Annotated in this window: 17 protein-coding genes; 9 read left to right on the plus strand and 8 right to left on the minus strand. The window is 32.0% G+C overall.

Going from position 1 to position 19,234, the window contains the following annotated elements; translation table 11 throughout:
* Positions 1-78: 78 nt before the first annotated feature.
* Positions 79-474, minus strand: coding sequence for a (deoxy)nucleoside triphosphate pyrophosphohydrolase (locus tag NH26_RS06450; protein WP_044218812.1), 396 nt, complete (start codon positions 472-474; stop codon positions 79-81).
* A gap of 103 nt (positions 475-577) precedes the next feature.
* On the minus strand, positions 578-3,100 hold the full coding sequence (locus NH26_RS06455) for a DNA gyrase/topoisomerase IV subunit A (protein ID WP_242427348.1): 2,523 nt from the start codon (positions 3,098-3,100) through the stop codon (positions 578-580).
* A gap of 332 nt (positions 3,101-3,432) precedes the next feature.
* Between NH26_RS06455 and NH26_RS06460 the strand changes: the two genes are divergently transcribed.
* A complete protein-coding gene (locus NH26_RS06460; protein ID WP_044218810.1) occupies positions 3,433-3,990 on the plus strand; it encodes a hypothetical protein in 558 nt (185 codons plus the stop codon).
* A 75-nt stretch (positions 3,991-4,065) separates the two neighbouring features.
* Here NH26_RS06460 and NH26_RS06465 read toward each other — a convergent pair whose 3' ends face one another.
* From NH26_RS06465 to cysC, 3 genes are read right to left on the minus strand one after another with little or no spacing between them, the layout of a single operon-like run.
* On the minus strand, positions 4,066-5,367 hold the full coding sequence (locus tag NH26_RS06465) for a sulfate adenylyltransferase subunit 1 (RefSeq protein ID WP_242427304.1): 1,302 nt from the start codon (positions 5,365-5,367) through the stop codon (positions 4,066-4,068).
* An 18-nt stretch (positions 5,368-5,385) separates the two neighbouring features.
* Positions 5,386-6,291 (minus strand): sulfate adenylyltransferase subunit CysD, encoded by a 906-nt coding sequence (gene cysD, locus NH26_RS06470; RefSeq protein ID WP_044218809.1) that lies wholly within the window; start codon positions 6,289-6,291, stop codon positions 5,386-5,388.
* A 2-nt stretch (positions 6,292-6,293) separates the two neighbouring features.
* A complete protein-coding gene (cysC, locus tag NH26_RS06475) occupies positions 6,294-6,908 on the minus strand; it encodes an adenylyl-sulfate kinase (RefSeq protein ID WP_044218807.1) in 615 nt (204 codons plus the stop codon).
* Positions 6,909-7,100: 192 nt separating this feature from the next.
* Between cysC and NH26_RS06480 the strand changes: the two genes are divergently transcribed.
* Complete coding sequence (locus NH26_RS06480) at positions 7,101-7,931, plus strand: hypothetical protein (RefSeq protein ID WP_052431798.1); 831 nt, start codon at positions 7,101-7,103, stop codon at positions 7,929-7,931.
* 133 nt (positions 7,932-8,064) lie between these two features.
* Positions 8,065-10,257, plus strand: coding sequence for a tetratricopeptide repeat-containing sensor histidine kinase (locus NH26_RS06485; RefSeq protein WP_044218805.1), 2,193 nt, complete (start codon positions 8,065-8,067; stop codon positions 10,255-10,257).
* Positions 10,258-10,268: 11 nt separating this feature from the next.
* Here NH26_RS06485 and lpcA read toward each other — a convergent pair whose 3' ends face one another.
* The gene (gene lpcA / locus NH26_RS06490) at positions 10,269-10,853 is read right to left on the minus strand and encodes a D-sedoheptulose 7-phosphate isomerase (RefSeq protein WP_044218803.1); all 585 of its coding nucleotides are present in this window, start codon (positions 10,851-10,853) and stop codon (positions 10,269-10,271) included.
* 128 nt (positions 10,854-10,981) lie between these two features.
* Between lpcA and NH26_RS06495 the strand changes: the two genes are divergently transcribed.
* The 4 genes from NH26_RS06495 (at position 10,982) to nadB (ending at position 15,893) form a co-directional block, all read left to right on the plus strand.
* Entirely contained in the window at positions 10,982-11,815 is an 834-nt protein-coding gene (locus NH26_RS06495) for a mechanosensitive ion channel family protein (RefSeq protein ID WP_044218800.1), read from the plus strand.
* An 84-nt stretch (positions 11,816-11,899) separates the two neighbouring features.
* The gene (locus NH26_RS06500; RefSeq protein WP_044218797.1) at positions 11,900-12,838 is read left to right on the plus strand and encodes a tetratricopeptide repeat protein; all 939 of its coding nucleotides are present in this window, start codon (positions 11,900-11,902) and stop codon (positions 12,836-12,838) included.
* A gap of 410 nt (positions 12,839-13,248) precedes the next feature.
* Positions 13,249-14,241: a quinolinate synthase NadA gene (gene nadA, locus NH26_RS06505; RefSeq protein ID WP_071397100.1), complete on the plus strand. Its 993-nt coding sequence runs from the start codon at positions 13,249-13,251 to the stop codon at positions 14,239-14,241.
* A gap of 68 nt (positions 14,242-14,309) precedes the next feature.
* The gene (gene nadB, locus NH26_RS06510) at positions 14,310-15,893 is read left to right on the plus strand and encodes an L-aspartate oxidase (RefSeq protein WP_044218794.1); all 1,584 of its coding nucleotides are present in this window, start codon (positions 14,310-14,312) and stop codon (positions 15,891-15,893) included.
* 84 nt (positions 15,894-15,977) lie between these two features.
* Here nadB and NH26_RS06515 read toward each other — a convergent pair whose 3' ends face one another.
* A complete protein-coding gene (locus NH26_RS06515; protein ID WP_044218791.1) occupies positions 15,978-16,343 on the minus strand; it encodes a DUF7009 family protein in 366 nt (121 codons plus the stop codon).
* 3 nt (positions 16,344-16,346) lie between these two features.
* On the minus strand, positions 16,347-17,555 hold the full coding sequence (locus NH26_RS06520) for a molybdopterin molybdotransferase MoeA (protein WP_084812263.1): 1,209 nt from the start codon (positions 17,553-17,555) through the stop codon (positions 16,347-16,349).
* Positions 17,556-17,606: 51 nt separating this feature from the next.
* On the opposite strand from NH26_RS06520, the gene moaC reads away from it, so the two are divergent.
* Positions 17,607-18,101: a cyclic pyranopterin monophosphate synthase MoaC gene (moaC, locus tag NH26_RS06525; RefSeq protein WP_044218788.1), complete on the plus strand. Its 495-nt coding sequence runs from the start codon at positions 17,607-17,609 to the stop codon at positions 18,099-18,101.
* Positions 18,101-19,225: an NTP transferase domain-containing protein gene (locus NH26_RS25010; RefSeq protein ID WP_052431797.1), complete on the plus strand. Its 1,125-nt coding sequence runs from the start codon at positions 18,101-18,103 to the stop codon at positions 19,223-19,225. The genes moaC and NH26_RS25010 overlap by 1 nt, the downstream gene beginning before the upstream one ends.
* The last annotated feature ends 9 nt before the right edge of the window (positions 19,226-19,234 follow it).

Consider the following 19,234-nt stretch of genomic DNA (forward strand, 5'->3'; position numbering starts at 1 on the left):
TCACAAAAACAAAAAAGTACAAGGCTTAATGTCTTGTACTTTTTTGTTTTTTATACTAGTGATTTGAATCAATTAGTATTAAATATGCTGTAATATCTCATGATTTGAGGAAGCCAATAAATAAGTCTCTACCTCATTTTTTGATACCCAAACAGCTGCATCGTGTTCCAATAATTTTATATCCCCAGATACTATTTTCACCCTAAAAGTATGTAAATCCAAAGAGACTTCGGGATAATGATAGACATGCTGACAAACTTTATTGATTACCTCTACTTCTATATCAAATTCTTCTTTTAATTCTCGAACTATAGCGTGTTCAGGATCTTCTCCTTCTTCAATTTTTCCTCCTGCAAATTCCCATTGCCCTCCTAAATGTCGATCTAACGGTCTTTTTGCTAGTAAGAATTCTTCTGGACTATCAGGATTTATAATCACTGCGGTAGCCACTTGAAGTAATTGTTTTGTTGTCATAAAGTAGTAGTAATCAAAAGTGATGAATGATTAAAGCTATAAATATTAAACAAATAAAAAAAGGGTAGTATTGACTACTACCCTTTTGCTATTATTATTTCAATTAGAATAACCTTAATGAATCGTGACCATCATTAGCGTCATCATCAGAATTATCTTCTTTTTTTACCTTGATATCTGTAGTATCTACTGGGTCATCCTGACTTAATATTTTGGCATCAGTCACTCTATCATGAGGTATTTTATTACCTAATGCTTTCCAGCCTTTCACTTCTACAAATTCTTTAAGATTTACCTGATACTTTTCACGTTTCCTACCATTGGTATAAGTTAATTCTACCAATGGTGACATTTGTGTAGTAACTACTAATAACCTCGAAGCATTCGATTCATTTATAAATTTGAATTTCTTGTTCATTGTTGAGGTTTCGATATGGAAGCGTTTGATATAATACTGTCTATTGTTCGTATCATAATGCACCGCTGAAATTGCTTTGTACGGTAAGAACTTCTCAATTAGTACTACCTTTTTAGCATCATATCGGTTAGTAATTTCAAAGTTGGTCAGTTCATATTCTCCATCTTCATAGAAAATAATAATTCTATCCTCGTCTTTAAATTTACCTAAATATTTACCATTCTCGTCTTTATTCAGTAATCCAACTGCTTCATCGTACCATAGATCAATTGCTGGTAGTGTTGAAACACCTTCCCTTTTTAAAGTGACTCTTCTAACAGGATATTTGGTCAAAATATTACCTTGAGAACCTCTACCCTTAATTTCTAAATCAGCAAAATCATATTCAAAAGATTTTACTTTAGCAGAACAATTAGGTGAAAGAGATACCCCAACTACCTCTGCTTCTCCATTTGGATTACTAGAGAAGTAAGTTACTTTTGATTTTGGAGATCCTTTAGTGACGTTATATTCTTTATCCCTAGTAAAACTAGGTACTTGGAAACGTTTTACTCTAGTGATACCTGTAGCTCCGTCTAAATAGATTGCGTTAAATACTTTACGCTCATCCCCTTTTACATATACCTCTACATGGATGATATTCTTGCCTACAAATTTCTTGTCACCAATTTTAGTAACTTGGTATTCACCTGTATTTCTAAAGACGATAATATCATCGATATCTGAGCAATCCATAACTTCTTCGACACCTTCTTCTTTCTTGAGATTGTAACCTACAAAGCCTTCTTTCTTATTGACATAAAGTTTTGCATTATTAGCCGCAACCTTTGAAGCTTGGATTGTATCAAACGTAGTTAATTCTGTAAGACGCTCATGATCTTTTCCGTATTTCTTCAATAAGTTTTGGAAATAATCAATGGCGTATTCAATAATATGAATCAAATGATGTCTTACTTCTTTTAACTCTTCTAATAAAGTACGAAGTAATTCATCTGCTTTAAATGTATCGAATTTTGAGATTCTTTTGATTTTAATTTCAGTCAAACGAATGATATCATCTTCGGTAATCTCACGGTAGAAACTTGGTTTAAATGGCTCCAAGCCTTTATCGATGGTTTCGATAACTGCTTCCCAAGTTTCACATTCTTCAATGTCTCTATATATTCTATTTTCTATGAAGATTTTCTCCAATGAGCTAAATAAAATTTTCTCTTGAAGTTCACTTTCACGAATTTTTAGTTCCGTTTCTAAAAGTTTTACTGTAAAATCAGTATCACTTTTTAATATATCTTCTACTCCAATGAAAACGGGCTTATCTCCAATAATTACACACGCATTTGGAGAGATAGATACTTCACAGTCAGTAAAAGCATATAAAGCCGCAATTGTAACATCAGGAGATTGACCACTTGCTAATTGGATTTCTATTTCTACATCCTTAGCCGTGTTATCAATTACTTTTTTGATTTTGATCTTTCCTTGATCATTGGCTTTAATAATAGAATCAATTAAACTTGAGGTAGTACAAGTATAAGGAATCTCTTTAATCAATAAAGTCTTGTTATCTGGAGACTCTATTTTAGCTCTATTCCTAATTTTGCCACCTTTAAGACCACTATTGTAATTAGAACAATCGGCAAGACCACCTGTTGGAAAATCAGGTAAAAGGTGTACTTTTTTTCCTTTTAAAACATCTATTGATGCTTTGATTAATTCCTTAACGTTATGAGGCATGATCTTGGTTGCCAAACCAACTGCAATACCTTCAACACCTTGAGATAATAATAAAGGGAATTTTACTGGTAAATTGACGGGCTCTTTTTTACGTCCATCATAAGATAATTGCCATTCTGTTGTCTTTGGATTAAAAACAACTTCCAATGCAAATTTGGATAATCTAGCTTCAATATAACGAGGAGCAGCTGCACTATCTCCTGTTCTTATATCTCCCCAGTTACCTTGTGTTTCTATTAATAGTTCTTTTTGCCCTAAGTTAACAATAGCATCTCCAATAGCTGCATCACCATGTGGGTGATACTGCATAGTTGAACCAATAATGTTTGCTACTTTATTAAATCGTCCATCATCCAGTTCTTTCATAGAATGAAGGATCCTTCTCTGTACAGGTTTTAAGCCATCAAAAATACTAGGCACCGCTCTTTCCAAGATTACATAAGAAGCGTAATCAAGAAACCAGTTCTGGTACATACCATCTATATGTATGACGTTATTATTATCTGAATTTTGTTCGTTTTCCACGTTGTCCTCAAAAATTGGTAGTCAAAAAATATTGCCTAGATCACAAAAATATAGATTTGTTATTCACATACAAATGAATCTAATCATATGTGGTAAAATAACACTTATTAATTCATCAAATAATGATCAATATGCAATAAAGTAACAATACTTGATCAAAATATCAACAATTCAATCTAATTTATTTTCATCGTTTCCTTTATACTCTTAACAATATTTAAGTTTGGCTACTTATATTTTAAGTTTTTCGTTATTAATTAAGTAATAAAAGCAAAAAGATCATGTATTCATCTAAATACTTATACTCACTAATCATATCATTTATATTCATTGGACATATCAATGCTCAAGAAATAAAAAATAATCTAAAAATTAGTCATTCAAAAGAAACAACTACCCTTACTTGGGTAGACCATTCTAAAGAAGACTATCCTTATGAGATACAAACTTCAGAAGACAAAATACATTGGCAACATGAGAGTGTTACTGCTAATGATCAAGGCATTTATCAATATTCTATTGCCACAAAAAATAATACAGAGATTTATTATAAAGTAATAAAATGGGAAACTGATTATTTATGTGTTGTATTGTCTCAAGGGAATACCAATCAGTTGGCTGATAAAAATGTTGTCATTAAAAAAGAAAAAGATGGTTTCTTTATTGAAGGCAAAAAAGATGAAACTATTGGTATCATTGTTTTAGATGCCAATGGTAATCTTGAGTTTCAAGAACCTTACGGAAAAATAAATAAGTTCTATAAATTAGGCAGTGGCGAACACTTTGTGAAAGTAAGTGTTGGTGGTGTGGTCGAATTTGAGAAAATCAATATTAAATAACTTCATTTAAATTATAGCATAAAAAAACACAATGTTAATGAAAACATTGTGTTTTTTTATTGAAGTTTTCTAAACCTACTTCACCATACCTGCGGCAACTGTTTCATTTGTATCTAAATCAATCAAGATTAAGCTACCAGTTGCTCGATTTGTTTTATAACTATCTAAAGCAATTGCTGATGATAATTGGATTTCAACAACACCAATTTCATTCATTTGAAGACCTGTATCAGTACTGATATGATTCATTGTATTAATATCCAATTTATCTATAACAGCAGTAACTGTGGCATTCACTTCAGTTGTTGTGTGCTTCAATAAGTATTTACCTCCTACAGATAATCCTTTTTGATTCATCCAACAAACAGTTGCTTTCAATGTTTCTACTTCAGAAGGTTTATTATCAGCTTTCGCGATCATATCACCTCTCTTAAGTTGTAAATCATCTTTTAAAGTAACTACAACAGACATTGGAGGAAAAGCCTCTTCGATTTTTCCATCCATTGTTTCAATAGTTTTAATCACAGAAGTCTCTTTCGATGGGTAAGCAACTACTTCATCACCTACTTTTAAAATACCACCGTCTACTCTTCCTGCAAAACCTTTGAAATCGTTATTTTCTATAATTCTTTGAACAGGGAAACGACCATTATCTAAATCTAGATCCTGATCAATCTCTACTTTCTCCAAATTACTTAACAAAGATCCATCTGTATACCAAGGTGTCTGTGTAGAATCATCTACAACATTATCTCCTTTTAGTGCAGAAATAGGTATAAATCGGATATCCTCAATACCAATCTTGTCTGAGAATGCTAAGAAGTCTGTTTTGATTTTATTGAACTGCTCCTCAGAGTAATCCACTAAATCCATTTTATTTACTGCAACAACAATGTGTTTGATCTTCAATAAAGAAGCAATAAATGTGTGACGTTTAGTTTGCTCAACAACACCATTTCTAGCATCCACTAAAATAATAGCTAGATTAGCTGTAGATGCACCCGTAACCATGTTTCTTGTGTATTGAATATGGCCAGGAGTATCTGCAATAATAAACTTACGTTTTGGTGTTGCAAAATATCTATAAGCAACATCAATTGTGATGCCTTGCTCTCTTTCTGCTTTTAATCCATCAGTTAATAATGCAAGGTTAACGTTTTCGTCACCTCTTGACTGACTAGATTTCTCGATCGCTTCAAGCTGATCTTCAAAAATTGCTTTGGTATCATACATCAGACGACCAATCAATGTACTTTTCCCATCGTCAACACTACCAGCAGTAGTGAAACGAAGAAGGTCCATATTCAAATAAGATTGATCTACAGCAGCAGCTGATTCCTCTCTGATGATACTTGGATGATTTAATACTTCGCTCATTGTTTTAATGTCTGAATGTTAGAAATAACCTTGTAATTTACGTTCTTCCATTGCGGCTTCCGATCTCTTATCATCAGAACGGTTACCTCTTTCTGTTACTCTAGAAGACGCTACTTCTTGAATGATACCTGATAAATTATCAGCATCAGACATAACTGCACCTGTACAAGTCATATCACCAAGCGTTCTGTAACGAATTAAACGCTCTTCATATTCCTCATTTTTTAGTAAAGTATTCCAAGGAGATTCAGCCAATAAAATTCCATTTCTCTCTACTATTTTACGCTTGTGAGCAAAATAAATAGAAGGTAAAGCAATTTTTTCTTGAGCTATATATTGCCACACATCCATTTCTGTCCAATTAGAAATTGGGAAGATACGGAAGTGCTCATCTTCATTGTAATGACCATTATAAAGTGTCCATAATTCAGGACGTTGATTTTTTGGATTCCATTGGCCAAATTCATCACGATGTGAAAAGAAACGCTCTTTCGCTCTAGCTTTTTCTTCATCACGACGACCACCACCAAAGGCAGCATCAACCTTATATTCTTCTAATGTTTCTAAAAGAGTAATTGCTTGTAATCCATTTCTACTTGGATTCACTCCTCTTTCTTCAACTGCAGTACCTTTATCGATTGAACCTTGAACAGAACCAACAATTAAGTCTAGATCATATTCTTTAACCATCCAATCACGATAATCAATTGCCTCAGGAAAGTTATGTCCTGTATCAATGTGAATTAAAGGAAAAGGTACTTTACCTGGCCAGAATGCTTTTATGGCAAGGTGTAACATAACGATAGAATCTTTTCCACCAGAAAATAGCATTGCTGGGCGCTCGAACTGTTCTGCTACTTCTCTGAAGATATAGATAGCTTCAGATTCCAGCTGTTTTAAGTGAGTTAGTGTATGAGTTTGCATACCTATTTGTTTTCGTCTAATTTAATAATTGGCACTACGGCTTCAATAAGCTGTTTTAAGCTATCTTCTAAAGATTGTTTATGAGTAGGAATACTCACAAATGGATTTTTAGGGATATCAAATGGAGAATCTAAACCTGTAAAGTTTTTGATTTCCCCTGCCAATGCTTTTTTATATAATCCTTTTACATCACGTTCCGCACACACTTCAAAAGGACAATCAATATGTACTTGTTTAAAATCTTCTTCACCAATAATTTCTTTGGCTACAGCTCTAATTTCCTCTGTTGGGCTAATTAAAGAACATATGGTAATAATTCCTGCAGAAGCAAATAACTTAGACACTTCTGCTGAACGTCTAATATTCTCCATTCTATCCTCTTCAGAAAAACCAAGGTTGCTGTTTACACCAGTCCTTAGATTATCTCCATCTAACAACATGGTAAAGTAACCTAAATCGTGTAAAGCAAATTCTAATGCCTTTGCTAAGGTACTTTTTCCTGAACCTGATAAACCTGTCATCCATAAAACAACACCATTTTGTTTTAGTTGACCTTCTTTCTTCTCTCTACTTAATAGAGAATTAAATATGGGATGAATATTTGTAGCTTCGCTCATATCATTAATTTGTCAAGGTAATTTTTATTAATTCTATTACCCTATATATTTAATAGGCAAATATAGAGTATGCACTTTTGAATACAAATATTTTTAAAAAAAATTGATATTTACCTAGTCAAATAGGTATAAAAACACCCAAATCATTGTAAATTTCTCAATCATTAACAATTTGGGTCTATAAATTAAAAAATGTCGCCTACAACAGAATATAAATCACTTTTCAAATACCTTGATGATCATCATATTAGTTATCAAACGATAATTATGAAGGAAATCTCCCCTTATCCTTTTATCAAATGTGATGAATCAAATTTAATCATTCACTTGATTTCACCTCAGATTGAAAATGCTGAATGGCATTCTTCAGCATCCCCTCTTCAAAATATCAACAATTACTTTAGCACTTATAAAGTGATCCATTTATGGAATGATACTTTTGTGCTTAAAACGGAAGCTTGTTTATCCAGAATATCTGCTTCTTTTGGATTATCCAAAGTAATTTATGGTAGAAAAGTTTCCGTAAAAAAGATTAATAAACCCGATTTAGATCAATTTTTAGAAAAGAATCATACTGGAAGAATTACAAATGCTAGAATTAAGTATGGTTTATTTTTAAAAGATGAATTAGTAGGTGTAGCTTCATTTAGTGGAAAACGTAAAATGACCAAAACAAATATAGGTCATGAATCTTATGAGCTGATTCGTTACTGTAATAAAAATGGATATACAATTATGGGAGGACTTGGAAAGATATTGAAACAATTTGTATCTGACTACTCACCTGATGACATAATGACTTACACAGAAAGTGATTGGTCTAATGGAGAAAGTTTTTCTAATCTAGGCTTCAAAAAGTCAATGAATAACCATTCAGTTAATTTTATTTGGAAAGAAAAGTTAAAAACAAGAGAATTAATACCTTACAATCAGACAATCAGCGACTTAAAAAAAGATGAGATGATATTTTATACATTAGGTAGCATAAAATATATTTTTAACTTTAATTCGATTAACGTTTAAAATTCCTTAAGTAACCTAAAAGTTATTATATTTCAACTATGAAAAAATTTAGTTGGTAGATATTACCCTCTAAATCACACAAATTACACTATTCAAATACACCTAGTATCCTAGCATATTGGATCAGCTAACAATGAGAAGAAAACTATTATTCTTGTATATAATAACTTTATGCTTTAGTACGATATCATTTTCTCAAAAGGCCAAAATAGATAGTTTAAAAAAAGAACTAAACCATTTGACAGGCGATGAATTGATTGATGCGTACTTTAAAATCATGTGGAACTCTAGAGATTTATCTCCGGATTCAACTATTATTTTTGGTGATAAAATTTTAGAACTCACAAAAAATAAACCTGATTTTAAAGAAAGAGCAACTGTCTTAAATCTTGTGGGAATTGCAAAAAGGAATAAAGGTCTTTATACAGAGGCTTTTGAGAACTTTAAAGAAGCAATGTTACAAGCTGATGTATCTAATAATCAAATCCAAAAGAGCTATGCATATGTGAATATTGGAAATTTATTTTTTTATGAGGGCGACAATTATGAAGCACTAAAAAATATAAATGAGGCACAAATCATAGCTAAAAAAACAGAAGACTATATTTTAATTGGATACACCTATCAGGTCTTAGGAAACATTCAATTAGCGAGAGGTAAATATGAATTGGCTTTAGAGCATTATCAAACGACCTTAGATTATAGGCTAAAATCAAAACACAAACAACTTATTGCCTCTGCCCATCAAAGTATAGGAGAAGCTTATTTACAAGCTGGAAGCCCTTATGAAGCACGAGCTCAATTTGAAAAAGCAAAAACTATTGCCATAGAAACAGATTATGAATCACTGATTTATACAACGGAAGCATCTATTGGAGAAACATATTTCGAAAGTAGTAAGGATAGTTTAGGTATTGTCTTACAACATTATGGTATAGCTTATAAAGGATTTTTAAAGCTTGAACAATTATTAAAACAAGCCAAAATTCTTGAGAAAATTGCTAGAGTCTATTTAGTTCAAAATAGTATTTCTAAAAGTATTGAAGCTGCAAACAAAGGTTTAGAAATTGCTGAAAAACTGCCAGCTATTCAAGAAGCCTTATTATTATCTGATGTATTAATCGAAGCTTATAACAAAAGAGAGGATGTTTTAAATGAAGCGATTGCTTTAAGAAAATACATCTATTACACTCGATTATATCAAGATGAAGAGAAAATGAGAAAGGCTCAGATTATTGAAAATAATATGGTGCTCGCTCAAAAACAAGAAGAAATCAATGAGCTCAATCAACAAAACTCAATATCTAAAGAGAAAATTGTCTACAGAGAATATGCTCTAATTTCTATCCTTATTTGTGTTTTACTTATGGGGGTAATCATATATCTAGTCAATCAACAAAAGAAACGTTTTAAAGAGTTTAGTCAAACTCTAAAAATAAAGACCAAGGAAATACAGGATCAGAAATTCATTATCGGCGAAAAAGTTGTGCAAGTTTTGGAGCTTAATGAAAAAATGACTGAAAAAAATAATGAGCTAAAAGAAAACTTAGTACAAACTAAAAAAATTCATGAACAGCTAGCACGTTCTGAAAAATTAGCTATTGTTGGTCAAATGATGGCTGTAGTTGCCCATGAAATCAATAACCCTTTAAATTTCATCACTAATAACATTATTCCTATAAGTGATAATCTTAAAGAAGTGGATGACATGGTAAAAGATATTGCTATTGATAATAAAGAAGAACTTCAAGAAGATATCGAAGAATCAATTCTTCTTTTACAAGGTATTGATGATGGAGTGAAAAGAATTAGAGAGATCTCCCAAGACCTTAAAAATGCTGTAAAATCAAACCATGGCGTACCACAACCTTTCAATATCAATGATAGTATTAGTACGACATTAAATTTATTGACGAAGAAATATAAATATGATGGAATTGATCTTCAAATAGAATTAGAAGAAACTCTTCCTGAAATCATCTGTCTTGGCGGGAAAATATCTCAAGTTTTTATTAATGTAATTGATAATGCATTCCAAGTATTAAAAGAGAATGATACATTAGAAAACAAAGCCATTAAGATCTCTACAAAGAAACTTAAAGTAGATCGAATTGGTATAAGTATCTCTGATAATGGAGGAGGAATTAAAGACCTTGATCATTTATTTGAAGCTTTTTATACTACAAAAAAAGAAGGTTTAGGACTTGGTCTTATTATTAGTAAAGATATTGTGGTACAGCATAAAGGAAGTATAGACGCCTTTAATAATAAAGACGGAGGAGCTACATTCACTATACAATTACCATTGGAAGGAATTAAGGAATAAAAAAAGGGCTATTAGTAGCCCATTTTCTTTTCTATCAACTGAATGATAATATGTATAACTTTAATATGTATTTCTTGTATTCGATCTGCAAAACCAAAATGAGGAACTCTGATTTCTACATCTGCTAAACCAGCCATCTTTCCACCATCTTTTCCTGTAAGAGCAATTACCTTAATATTTTTCTTTTTCGCGACTTCTATCGCATGAACAATATTCTGAGAGTTTCCGCTAGTACTTAACGCAAATAGCACATCACCTGATCTCCCTACCCCTTCTAAGTATCTTGAAAACACATATTCAAATCCATAATCATTACTTACACATGATAAATGACTTGCATCTGAAATAGCAATAGCCCCTATAGCTGGCCTATCTTCTCTATACCTACCTGTCAATTCTTCTGCAAAGTGCATAGCATCACAATGAGATCCTCCGTTACCACATGAAATTACCTTACCTTCTTTTTGAAAAGAATCTACTAATATATCTGCAGCAGCTTCAATAGAAGTAATATTATTTTCTTCAGAAAGAAACTTTTCTAACACATTTTGTGCCTCTTGAAGCTCCCCTTTTATAAGTGATTTAAAATCTGACATACGTAATTTTCAAAAATCTTTTTTATTTAATTCTGTAAAATTGCTCTTGATCTTACAAAAAACTAAAAAAACTTTCTATTTTTATAAAATATTAACTCAATCTAAACACATCTTAAAAATTAATATTGATGGATTTAAATTCTTCTGATTTTCAAGATAAGCTTTTAAGCTTTATCACAGACTTTGGACTTAAGGCCGGAATGGCTTTGTTATTTTTAATCATTGGCTTTATTATCGCTAATAAGATTTCTTATATTGTAGCTAATCAAATTAAAAAGAAATCTTCAGATAATCACGCATTAATTGATTTTGTAACTTCATTAATCAAAATTGGTTTAAAAGTAATTATTCTTATTGTTGCTATTGGTATTGCAGGTATTGAAACAACATCTTTCATTGCAATGTTGGGTTCTGCAGGTCTTGCCATTGGTTTAGCATTACAGGGGTCATTAGCAAACATTGCTGGTGGTGCATTATTACTAACATTAAAACCAATTAGAAAAGAAGAACTAATAGAAGCACAAGGTCATTTAGGAGTAGTTGAAGATATTGGATTATTTGCAACCTCAATTGTAACACCGCATAGAAGACATGTTTTTATTCCAAATGGTGCTTTAGCAGGTGGTGTAATCAAAAACTACACTAGAGAAGGGTATGCAAGATGTGATGTACCTATTGGTATTTCTTATGATTCTGACATAAAAAAAGCTAGACAAGTACTATTAGACGTCATTAAAGACGATAAAAGAGTTTTATCACAGCCAGAAGCCCCTGTAGTTTGGGTAACAAACCTAGGTGATAGTTCTGTTGATTTACAATTAAGAGTACATCTACAAGTAGATGATTATTGGGCTTTCTTATTTGAAACATTAGAAGCTGGTAAAATAGCTCTTGATAATAATGGCATTGAAATCCCATTCCCTCAAAGAGTGGTACATATGAAACAAGAAGGAGGAGAATAATTCCTAAAAAAATCATATATTTAAACCTTACTATTCAATTAGTAAGGTTTTTTTTATGTCTATAATTAACAAACACCAACAATTATGAAAGCTTACTATTTACTATCATCTCTTCTATTATTACCCATTTTTTCTTTTAGCCAAGTTGGATATAAAGAGTATTATGGAATTTCAAAAGAGAAGGCAGAATATCTTATTGACTCTCTAAGTCAATACGAACACACAACTAAAGAAGAAAAAATTGAATTTGGTTTTAATAAATCTTATTTATACAAACATTCAAAACAATTAGATAAAGCCATCAATGAAATTTCTGAATTAATTTTATTCTATCCTAAGGACTATGATCTGTACGATTTAAGAAGTAATTATTATCAAGATAATGGCCAACATAATAAAGCCGTTCAAGATCTATCTATAGCTTTATTATATGCACCGGATACAGCTTTTCTAAACCTTTACGTCAATAGAGCATCTGCATACTCTGCACAACAAAAATTTCAAAAAGCTTATGATGATTTACAAAAAGCTATAAAAATTGATAGTACAGACACTGGTGTCTTAAATAATTTAGGTGCCATTTCTGATGAGCTTGGAAGACCTGAAGAAGCTTTTATATATTTTAATAAGATCATTAAACTTGAACCTGATTTCATGCCTGGATATCTAAATTTAGGTTTTAAATATCAATTGATAGGCGAACATGAAATGGCAATTGAAATGTTTGATAAAGTAATAGAAAGTGATCAATATCTAGGTCTTTCATTTAATAACAGATCATACAGTAAATTAAAATTAGGGGATATAAAAGGAGCATTTGATGATGTTTCTGTCTCCTTATATGTCGATGACTCTAATTCATATGCTTATAGAAACCTAGCACTAATCTATATTGAAATGAAAGATTTTGATTCAGCGTGTAAAGCAATTGAAGAATCTATTAATAAAGGTTTTATTCAGAGATACGGGAATGAAATAATCGATCTAAAAAATAAATATTGTGAAGTAAGTGCTACTCAATAGTTTCATTTACCTCATAGCAAGCATAAGGACCTATCAAATAATAAATTGATAGGTCCTTTTTTATATATTTTATTACGCTATTTAGAATTAATCCAATTAAATTTATATATTTGAAACACTAATAAGAATAAGTCTAAATAAACAGAAGACATGAATCAACAAGATCCGCTATTTTTAAGTACAACAAGTACTAGACTTCTAGATATGCTTTCTTTGTCTGAAGATCTTTTAGGAGAAGAAGTTACTTGCAAGAAAAAGAACTGCTGCAAAAAGTATAAAAGAAAGGGTAAACACTGTAAAAAATGCCCGAAAATTTAGAAATACTTGAAATTTACATTTCAATTTAGACTTATACATTGACAGTTTTTGTGTAACTTTGCGTTACTTAGGTAATCGAACAAATTTGAAAAATGCTTACACAAGAGCTTAAAAATAGAGCAGATCAGCTAGGATATATTGATGTAACAGAAAATAATCCTACTGACCTCAAGAAAGAAATCACTCGTTTAAAAGAAGAAAAAAACGCAGTATTTCTTGCCCATTATTATCAGGATGCTGAGATCCAAGATCTTGCAGATTTTGTTGGAGATAGTTTAGCACTAGCTCAAAAAGCCGCAGATACTGATGCAGATATTATCTTATTTGCTGGAGTTCATTTTATGGCTGAAACAGCTAAAATCATTAACCCTGAAAAAAAAGTAATCCTCCCGGATTTTAAAGCAGGTTGCTCTTTAGCGGAAGCTGCTCCTGCAAAAGAATTTTCAGAATTCGTAAAACAACATCCCGATCATACTGTTGTTACCTATATCAACTCATCTGCCGAGGTAAAAGCATATACAGATATTACGGTAACTTCTACCAATGCATTAAAGATTATCAATTCACTTCCTGAAGATGAAAAGATCATATTTGCTCCAGATCGTAATTTGGGTAAATATATCATGAAAGAAACCGGAAGAGATATGTTACTTTGGGACGGTGCTTGTGTTGTTCACGAGGCTTTCGCATTGGAAAAAATAGTAGATCTTCATAAAGAAAATCCTCATGCAAAGATAATTGCTCATCCAGAATCAGAAATGCCTCTTTTAAAGGTGGCCTCTTTTGTTGGTTCTACGGCTGCTTTATTACGCTTTGTTCAAGAAGACGAAGGAGATGCATACATAGTTGCTACAGAAGCAGGTATTTTACATAAAATGAGAGAAGCAGTTCCTCATAAAAATTTAATTCCTGCACCTTCAAAAGAAGACAATACATGTGCTTGTTCTGAATGTCATTTCATGAAAATGAATACATTAGAAAAAGTTTATAACTGTCTTCAATATGAATATCCTGAAGTAAATGTAGAAGAAGACATTCGAGTGAAAGCCATTGGCTCGATCGAAAGAATGTTTGAATTATCATAGATTGATTTTTATAATGCTGTTTTTATACAAAGTAAAAACAGCATTATTTATTTTTTTAATTTCTATCAATGACAAAAGTAGATTTTCTAGTAGTTGGGTCTGGCATTGCAGGACTCAGTTATGCCCTGAAACTTTGCGAATTTTATAAAAACAAAAATTATCATCCTAAAATATGTCTCATTACTAAGGATGAACCTTTTGAAAGCAACACTAGGTATGCTCAAGGTGGTATTGCGGCTGTCATTGACGCAAAAGATTCCTATGAAAAACACATTCAAGATACTTTAATTGCTGGGTCACACATCAACAATGAAGAAGTTGTAAAACTTGTCGTTGAAAATGGTCCCGAACGCATTAGAGAACTTATTAATTGGGGTGCTCAATTTGATAAATCCGACGACGGAGATTATAAATTAGCAAAAGAAGGTGGACATAGTGACCATAGAATTTTACATTTTAAAGATGTCACAGGCCAAGAAATACAACGAGCTCTACTCGATGCTATAAAAAAATACGATAACGTAGAAATTCTCCAAGATTATTTTGCAATAGACCTTATTACACAACATCATCTAGGTGAAGATGTAACAAAGTATAGAAAAGACACTCAATGCTATGGGGTGTATGCATTAAATAAAACCTCTGGAGAAGTTGAAAATATCCTATCAAAAGTTACTTTATTAGCCACAGGAGGTATTGGACAAGTTTATAAAACAACCACCAATCCAAGTGTTGCTACCGGAGATGGCATTGCGATGACTTATCGCGCTAAAGGTCATGTTCGTCAAATGGAATTTGTTCAATTCCATCCTACTGCTTTATACCAAAGAGGCCATGAAGGAAATGCTTTCTTAATTACTGAGGCAATGAGAGGAGCTGGTGCTATTCTAAGGAATAGTAAAGGTGAGGACTTTGTCAAAAAATATGATGAAAGAGGATCTTTAGCTCCTAGAGATATTGTAGCTAGAGCTATTGATTCCGAAATGAAGAAAGAAGGTAAGGAACACGTTTGGTTAGACGCATCAGTTATTGATGAAAGTGAACTCAAGGATCACTTCCCTTCTATCTATAGTCATTGTAAAAATATCGGTATAGATATTACAAAAGATTATATTCCTGTTGCTCCAGCATCGCATTATTTATGTGGTGGCATTGTTGTCAATACGAAAGCAGAAACGTCTATCAAAAACCTATTAGCATGTGGAGAAGCTACTTGCACAGGATTACATGGAGCCAATAGATTAGCATCCAATTCTCTTTTAGAAGCTGCTGTCTATGCCCATGAAGCTTTTGAAACTGCTGTTCGAAATATTGCCTCTACTGAGTGGATGGATAACATTCCTGAATGGAATAAAGATGGCACCACAGTTCCTGAAGAATTAGTTTTGATTAACCAATCAAGAAGTGATCTACAAAGAGTCATGTCTAATTATGTTGGTATTGTTCGATCTAATGAAAGGCTAAAAAGAGCTTTTCAAAGAACGGGATTAATCTATGCTGAAACGGAAGATTTATACAAAAAAACAGTCATTTCTCAGCCTCTTTGTGAATTGAGAAATATGATCACGATTTGTTATTTAGTGATCAGTGGAGCCAAAGAAAGACATGAAAATATAGGACTGCATTATTCTATTGATTACGAAAACCAATAAATCTAGTAGTCAAAAAATAAAAAAGCCAAGTTATAATATATATAACTTGGCTTTTTTATTTATCAAGAAACTATCTCCTAGAATCTAACAAGTTGAGTTAGGATTTTCAAAGTTTTTACTCTCATCTTCATTCCTATCAGTTAAACATTTGAAATCTTTCTCAATAAGTAATTTTAAAGACGATCCATCCTCATTTTTTTGAACAGCTGAAAATCCAACTGTTGATGTATCTACCCATTCTTTAATTTGATCAACATTCAACAGAAACTGTAAACGATTACCATCCATTTCAGCTGAAATTTCACCTCTTTCAATAGATTTAACACCATAAACAAAAGATGTTTTTCCTAATTGTGAAGTTGTCCAAACCTCACCATTATTATATAATTGATCGATATCTTCTTTATTTAATCGAAGTCTGATACTGTTGTCTAATAATCTTAATTTCATAATCTATTTTTTATAAAACCATACGGTATATTGTTGTCCTTTTTCATGTATATCTACCTCGGGATGCAATTCTAGAAATGCATTTGCTGCTGTAAGTTTTGCTAAGTCTCCCGAGCCTCCCCCTTTTACAGGTTGAGCATATAACAGACCATCTTCTTTATAATAAGTTTCTACTTGTAAGAAGAAAGTAAGAGGTTTATCAAATTTAAACTCTTTATCTAAAATAGCAGTAGTGGGAAGGTATTTTTCTTTTCCTAATTGATTATTTAACCAAGGAATCATGTACCTATTAGAACACAGGAAAGTAGAAACGGGGTTGCCAGGTAAAGCAAATACAACTTGTTGCTCTGATTTACCAAACCAAAATGGCTTCCCAGGACGTTGTTTCACTCCATGAAACTCCTTTTTAATTCCTAAAGACTCAAATACTTCTGGAAGAAAATCAAACTTACCTTTTGAAACCCCTCCACTAAAAACTAAAACGTCAAAATCTTTTTTAAGCTGATTAATTTTCACTATTAATGATTCCTTATCATCCGTTAAATGGAAAATTTCTGAAGAAAAACCATTTTCGGATAAAGAGGCTTTTAAGGAGTAGCAATTAGACATCCTGATCTGATATTCTTTTGGTACTTCGTTAACCCCTACTAATTCATCTCCAGTAGCAATCACTGCAATTTTTGGTAACTGAATCACCTTCACTTTAGTTTTACCAACAGTGGCTAAAATCCCTATTTCCGCAGACGACAATTCCTTTCCTTTCTTTACTAAAAGATCGTTTTTCTTTTTATCAGTTCCTTTTTGATGAACATTACTCATTACTTGAGCATTTTTAAAATCAAGAACCTTAATTCCCTCCTCTGCCTTTTCTGTCCATTCATATGGAATAACTACTTCAATATTTTGAGGTAATATGGCACCTGTCATCACTTCAATACAATTTTCATTATTCATTAATGATAATTGAGGACTCCCTGCAGCCTGAATTCCTTCGACCTTAAATAATTTAGTTTTTCCTAATTGAGAAGAATGAATACCTATTCCATCCATTGCCACCCTATCGAAAGGTGGGAAATCTCTATCAGCATGAATATCTTCTGCTAATGTTCTACCTAAGGAATCAAATAATTCTACTTCTTCTACTTTTAAAGTTAAAGATACTTCTCCTAAAACTTTATCAACAACTGAAGGTTCTATCAACTGATTTTGCATTGTATTTCTATTATTAAGGAATTGAAGTCTGAATTTTTTACTTTTACATTCATGAATAATCAAGAAGAAAAAAACACTACACTAACACACTTGGATAAAGAAGGTAACCCTTCTATGGTGGATGTAGGAGAAAAAAATATAACTACTCGTGTAGCTGTTGCCCAATCCATCGTGGAATTTCCACTTGAAGTTGCACAGACTATTCAAACACAAGATAATCTTACGAAAAAAGGGTCGATTTTTCAAACTGCAATCATCGCAGGGATCATGGGAACTAAAAAAACCTCTGAATTAATACCTTTATGTCACCCTTTACCTTTAGATAAATGCAATATTGAAATAGAATGGACTTCAGATACTGAACTTATCATTAAAAGTACAGCAAAGGTAACTTCAAAAACAGGTGTAGAAATGGAAGCTTTAACCGGTGCAACTGTTGCTGCATTAACTATCTATGATATGTGCAAAGCATTATCCCAAGATATCGTCATCAAAGAAACTAAATTATTCCACAAATCTGGAGGAAAAACTGACTTTAATAGATAATGAAACATCAAAAACACGCTAAACTTACAAGAAAAAATATAGGTAATTTCGCCACAAATGAACTTGCTATCATGGGAACAACATGTGGTGAAATTAAATCATTTGCAGGTAGAATTTCAACATTACTATCTCATAGAAACCCTGCATTTTTAGATATGGACCACAAAAGTGATGAAGAAGAGCTAGACAATTCTTTTCATGGAGGGGTACATTTACAAATGACAGATAAAATTAAATTTCATCGTATTGATGTCAAAAATTCCTACAACTCATTTGAAAAAAGAGGATTTTTTAATGAAACAGATATTGTTTTAGTCAACGGCAACCATTACGAAGCCTCTGAACAATTGGTTTTTATTGATGATAGAAAACCTCTCATAAAAAAAATCCAAAAAGTAAAGCACCCTATTGGTGTAGTATTTTCTAATGGGCAGAAGTCAATTCCTAAAGAAGTCCTTGATGTTTTACCTGAATTAGAAAATCTCCCTCAATGGAATTTGGAGAAGGACTTTGCTATTGAAGAGATCTCAAAATTTATTGATCTATATTATCAAAAACCTATACTTAAAGGACTAGTATTGGTAGGTGGAAAATCAACTAGAATGGGGGAAGACAAAGCCAATTTAGAATATCACGATGTTCCACAATGGAAATATGCACAATCTCTATTAAATAATTATTGTGATGAGGTTTACCTTTCAACAGCTCATTATAATAATGATTTTAAAGGAGAAAAGACAATTTCTGATAAGTTTATAGGGTTAGGTCCTATGGGTGGTATTTTATCTGCATTCCAAGAAGATCCTAATGCGGCATGGGTAGTTATTGCCTGTGACCTTCCTTTATTATCTGAAAAAACGCTAGACACTTTGGTCAACAAAAGAGATACCTCTAAATATGCTACTTCTTTTAAAAGCCCTACATTAGATTTCCCAGAACCATTAATTTGTATTTGGGAACCTAAAGCTTATGGTAAACTCTTAGAGTTTTTAAGTTGGGGGTATTCTTGCCCAAGAAAAGCTTTAATCAATAGTGATATCAATTTACTTATTCCCGAATTTGAAGAGGAATTAACCAATGCGAATACTCCTGAAGAGTACAAAAAAATAAAAAGTGAAATTTAATTTTCAATA

Source organism: Flammeovirga pacifica, assembly GCF_000807855.2.
Taxonomy (GTDB): Bacteria; Bacteroidota; Bacteroidia; order Cytophagales; family Flammeovirgaceae; genus Flammeovirga; species Flammeovirga pacifica.

Bases quoted from the DNA above. Each gene is read 5' to 3' on its own strand.
- NH26_RS06450 (WP_044218812.1), bottom strand. From the start codon at position 474: ATGACAACAAAACAATTACTTCAAGTGGCTACCGCAGTGATTATAAAT.
- NH26_RS06460 (WP_044218810.1), top strand. From the start codon at position 3,433: ATGTATTCATCTAAATACTTATACTCACTAATCATATCATTTATATTC.
- moaC (WP_044218788.1), top strand. From the start codon at position 17,607: ATGAATAATCAAGAAGAAAAAAACACTACACTAACACACTTGGATAAA.
- cysC (WP_044218807.1), bottom strand. From the start codon at position 6,908: ATGAGCGAAGCTACAAATATTCATCCCATATTTAATTCTCTATTAAGT.
- NH26_RS06515 (WP_044218791.1), bottom strand. From the start codon at position 16,343: ATGAAATTAAGATTATTAGACAACAGTATCAGACTTCGATTAAATAAA.
- cysD (WP_044218809.1), bottom strand. From the start codon at position 6,291: ATGCAAACTCATACACTAACTCACTTAAAACAGCTGGAATCTGAAGCT.
- NH26_RS06480 (WP_052431798.1), top strand. From the start codon at position 7,101: ATGTCGCCTACAACAGAATATAAATCACTTTTCAAATACCTTGATGAT.
- nadA (WP_071397100.1), top strand. From the start codon at position 13,249: ATGCTTACACAAGAGCTTAAAAATAGAGCAGATCAGCTAGGATATATT.
- NH26_RS06500 (WP_044218797.1), top strand. From the start codon at position 11,900: ATGAAAGCTTACTATTTACTATCATCTCTTCTATTATTACCCATTTTT.
- NH26_RS06495 (WP_044218800.1), top strand. From the start codon at position 10,982: ATGGATTTAAATTCTTCTGATTTTCAAGATAAGCTTTTAAGCTTTATC.
- nadB (WP_044218794.1), top strand. From the start codon at position 14,310: ATGACAAAAGTAGATTTTCTAGTAGTTGGGTCTGGCATTGCAGGACTC.
- NH26_RS06520 (WP_084812263.1), bottom strand. From the start codon at position 17,555: ATGCAAAATCAGTTGATAGAACCTTCAGTTGTTGATAAAGTTTTAGGA.
- NH26_RS06455 (WP_242427348.1), bottom strand. From the start codon at position 3,100: ATGTACCAGAACTGGTTTCTTGATTACGCTTCTTATGTAATCTTGGAA.
- NH26_RS06485 (WP_044218805.1), top strand. From the start codon at position 8,065: ATGAGAAGAAAACTATTATTCTTGTATATAATAACTTTATGCTTTAGT.
- lpcA (WP_044218803.1), bottom strand. From the start codon at position 10,853: ATGTCAGATTTTAAATCACTTATAAAAGGGGAGCTTCAAGAGGCACAA.
- NH26_RS25010 (WP_052431797.1), top strand. From the start codon at position 18,101: ATGAAACATCAAAAACACGCTAAACTTACAAGAAAAAATATAGGTAAT.
- NH26_RS06465 (WP_242427304.1), bottom strand. From the start codon at position 5,367: ATGAGCGAAGTATTAAATCATCCAAGTATCATCAGAGAGGAATCAGCT.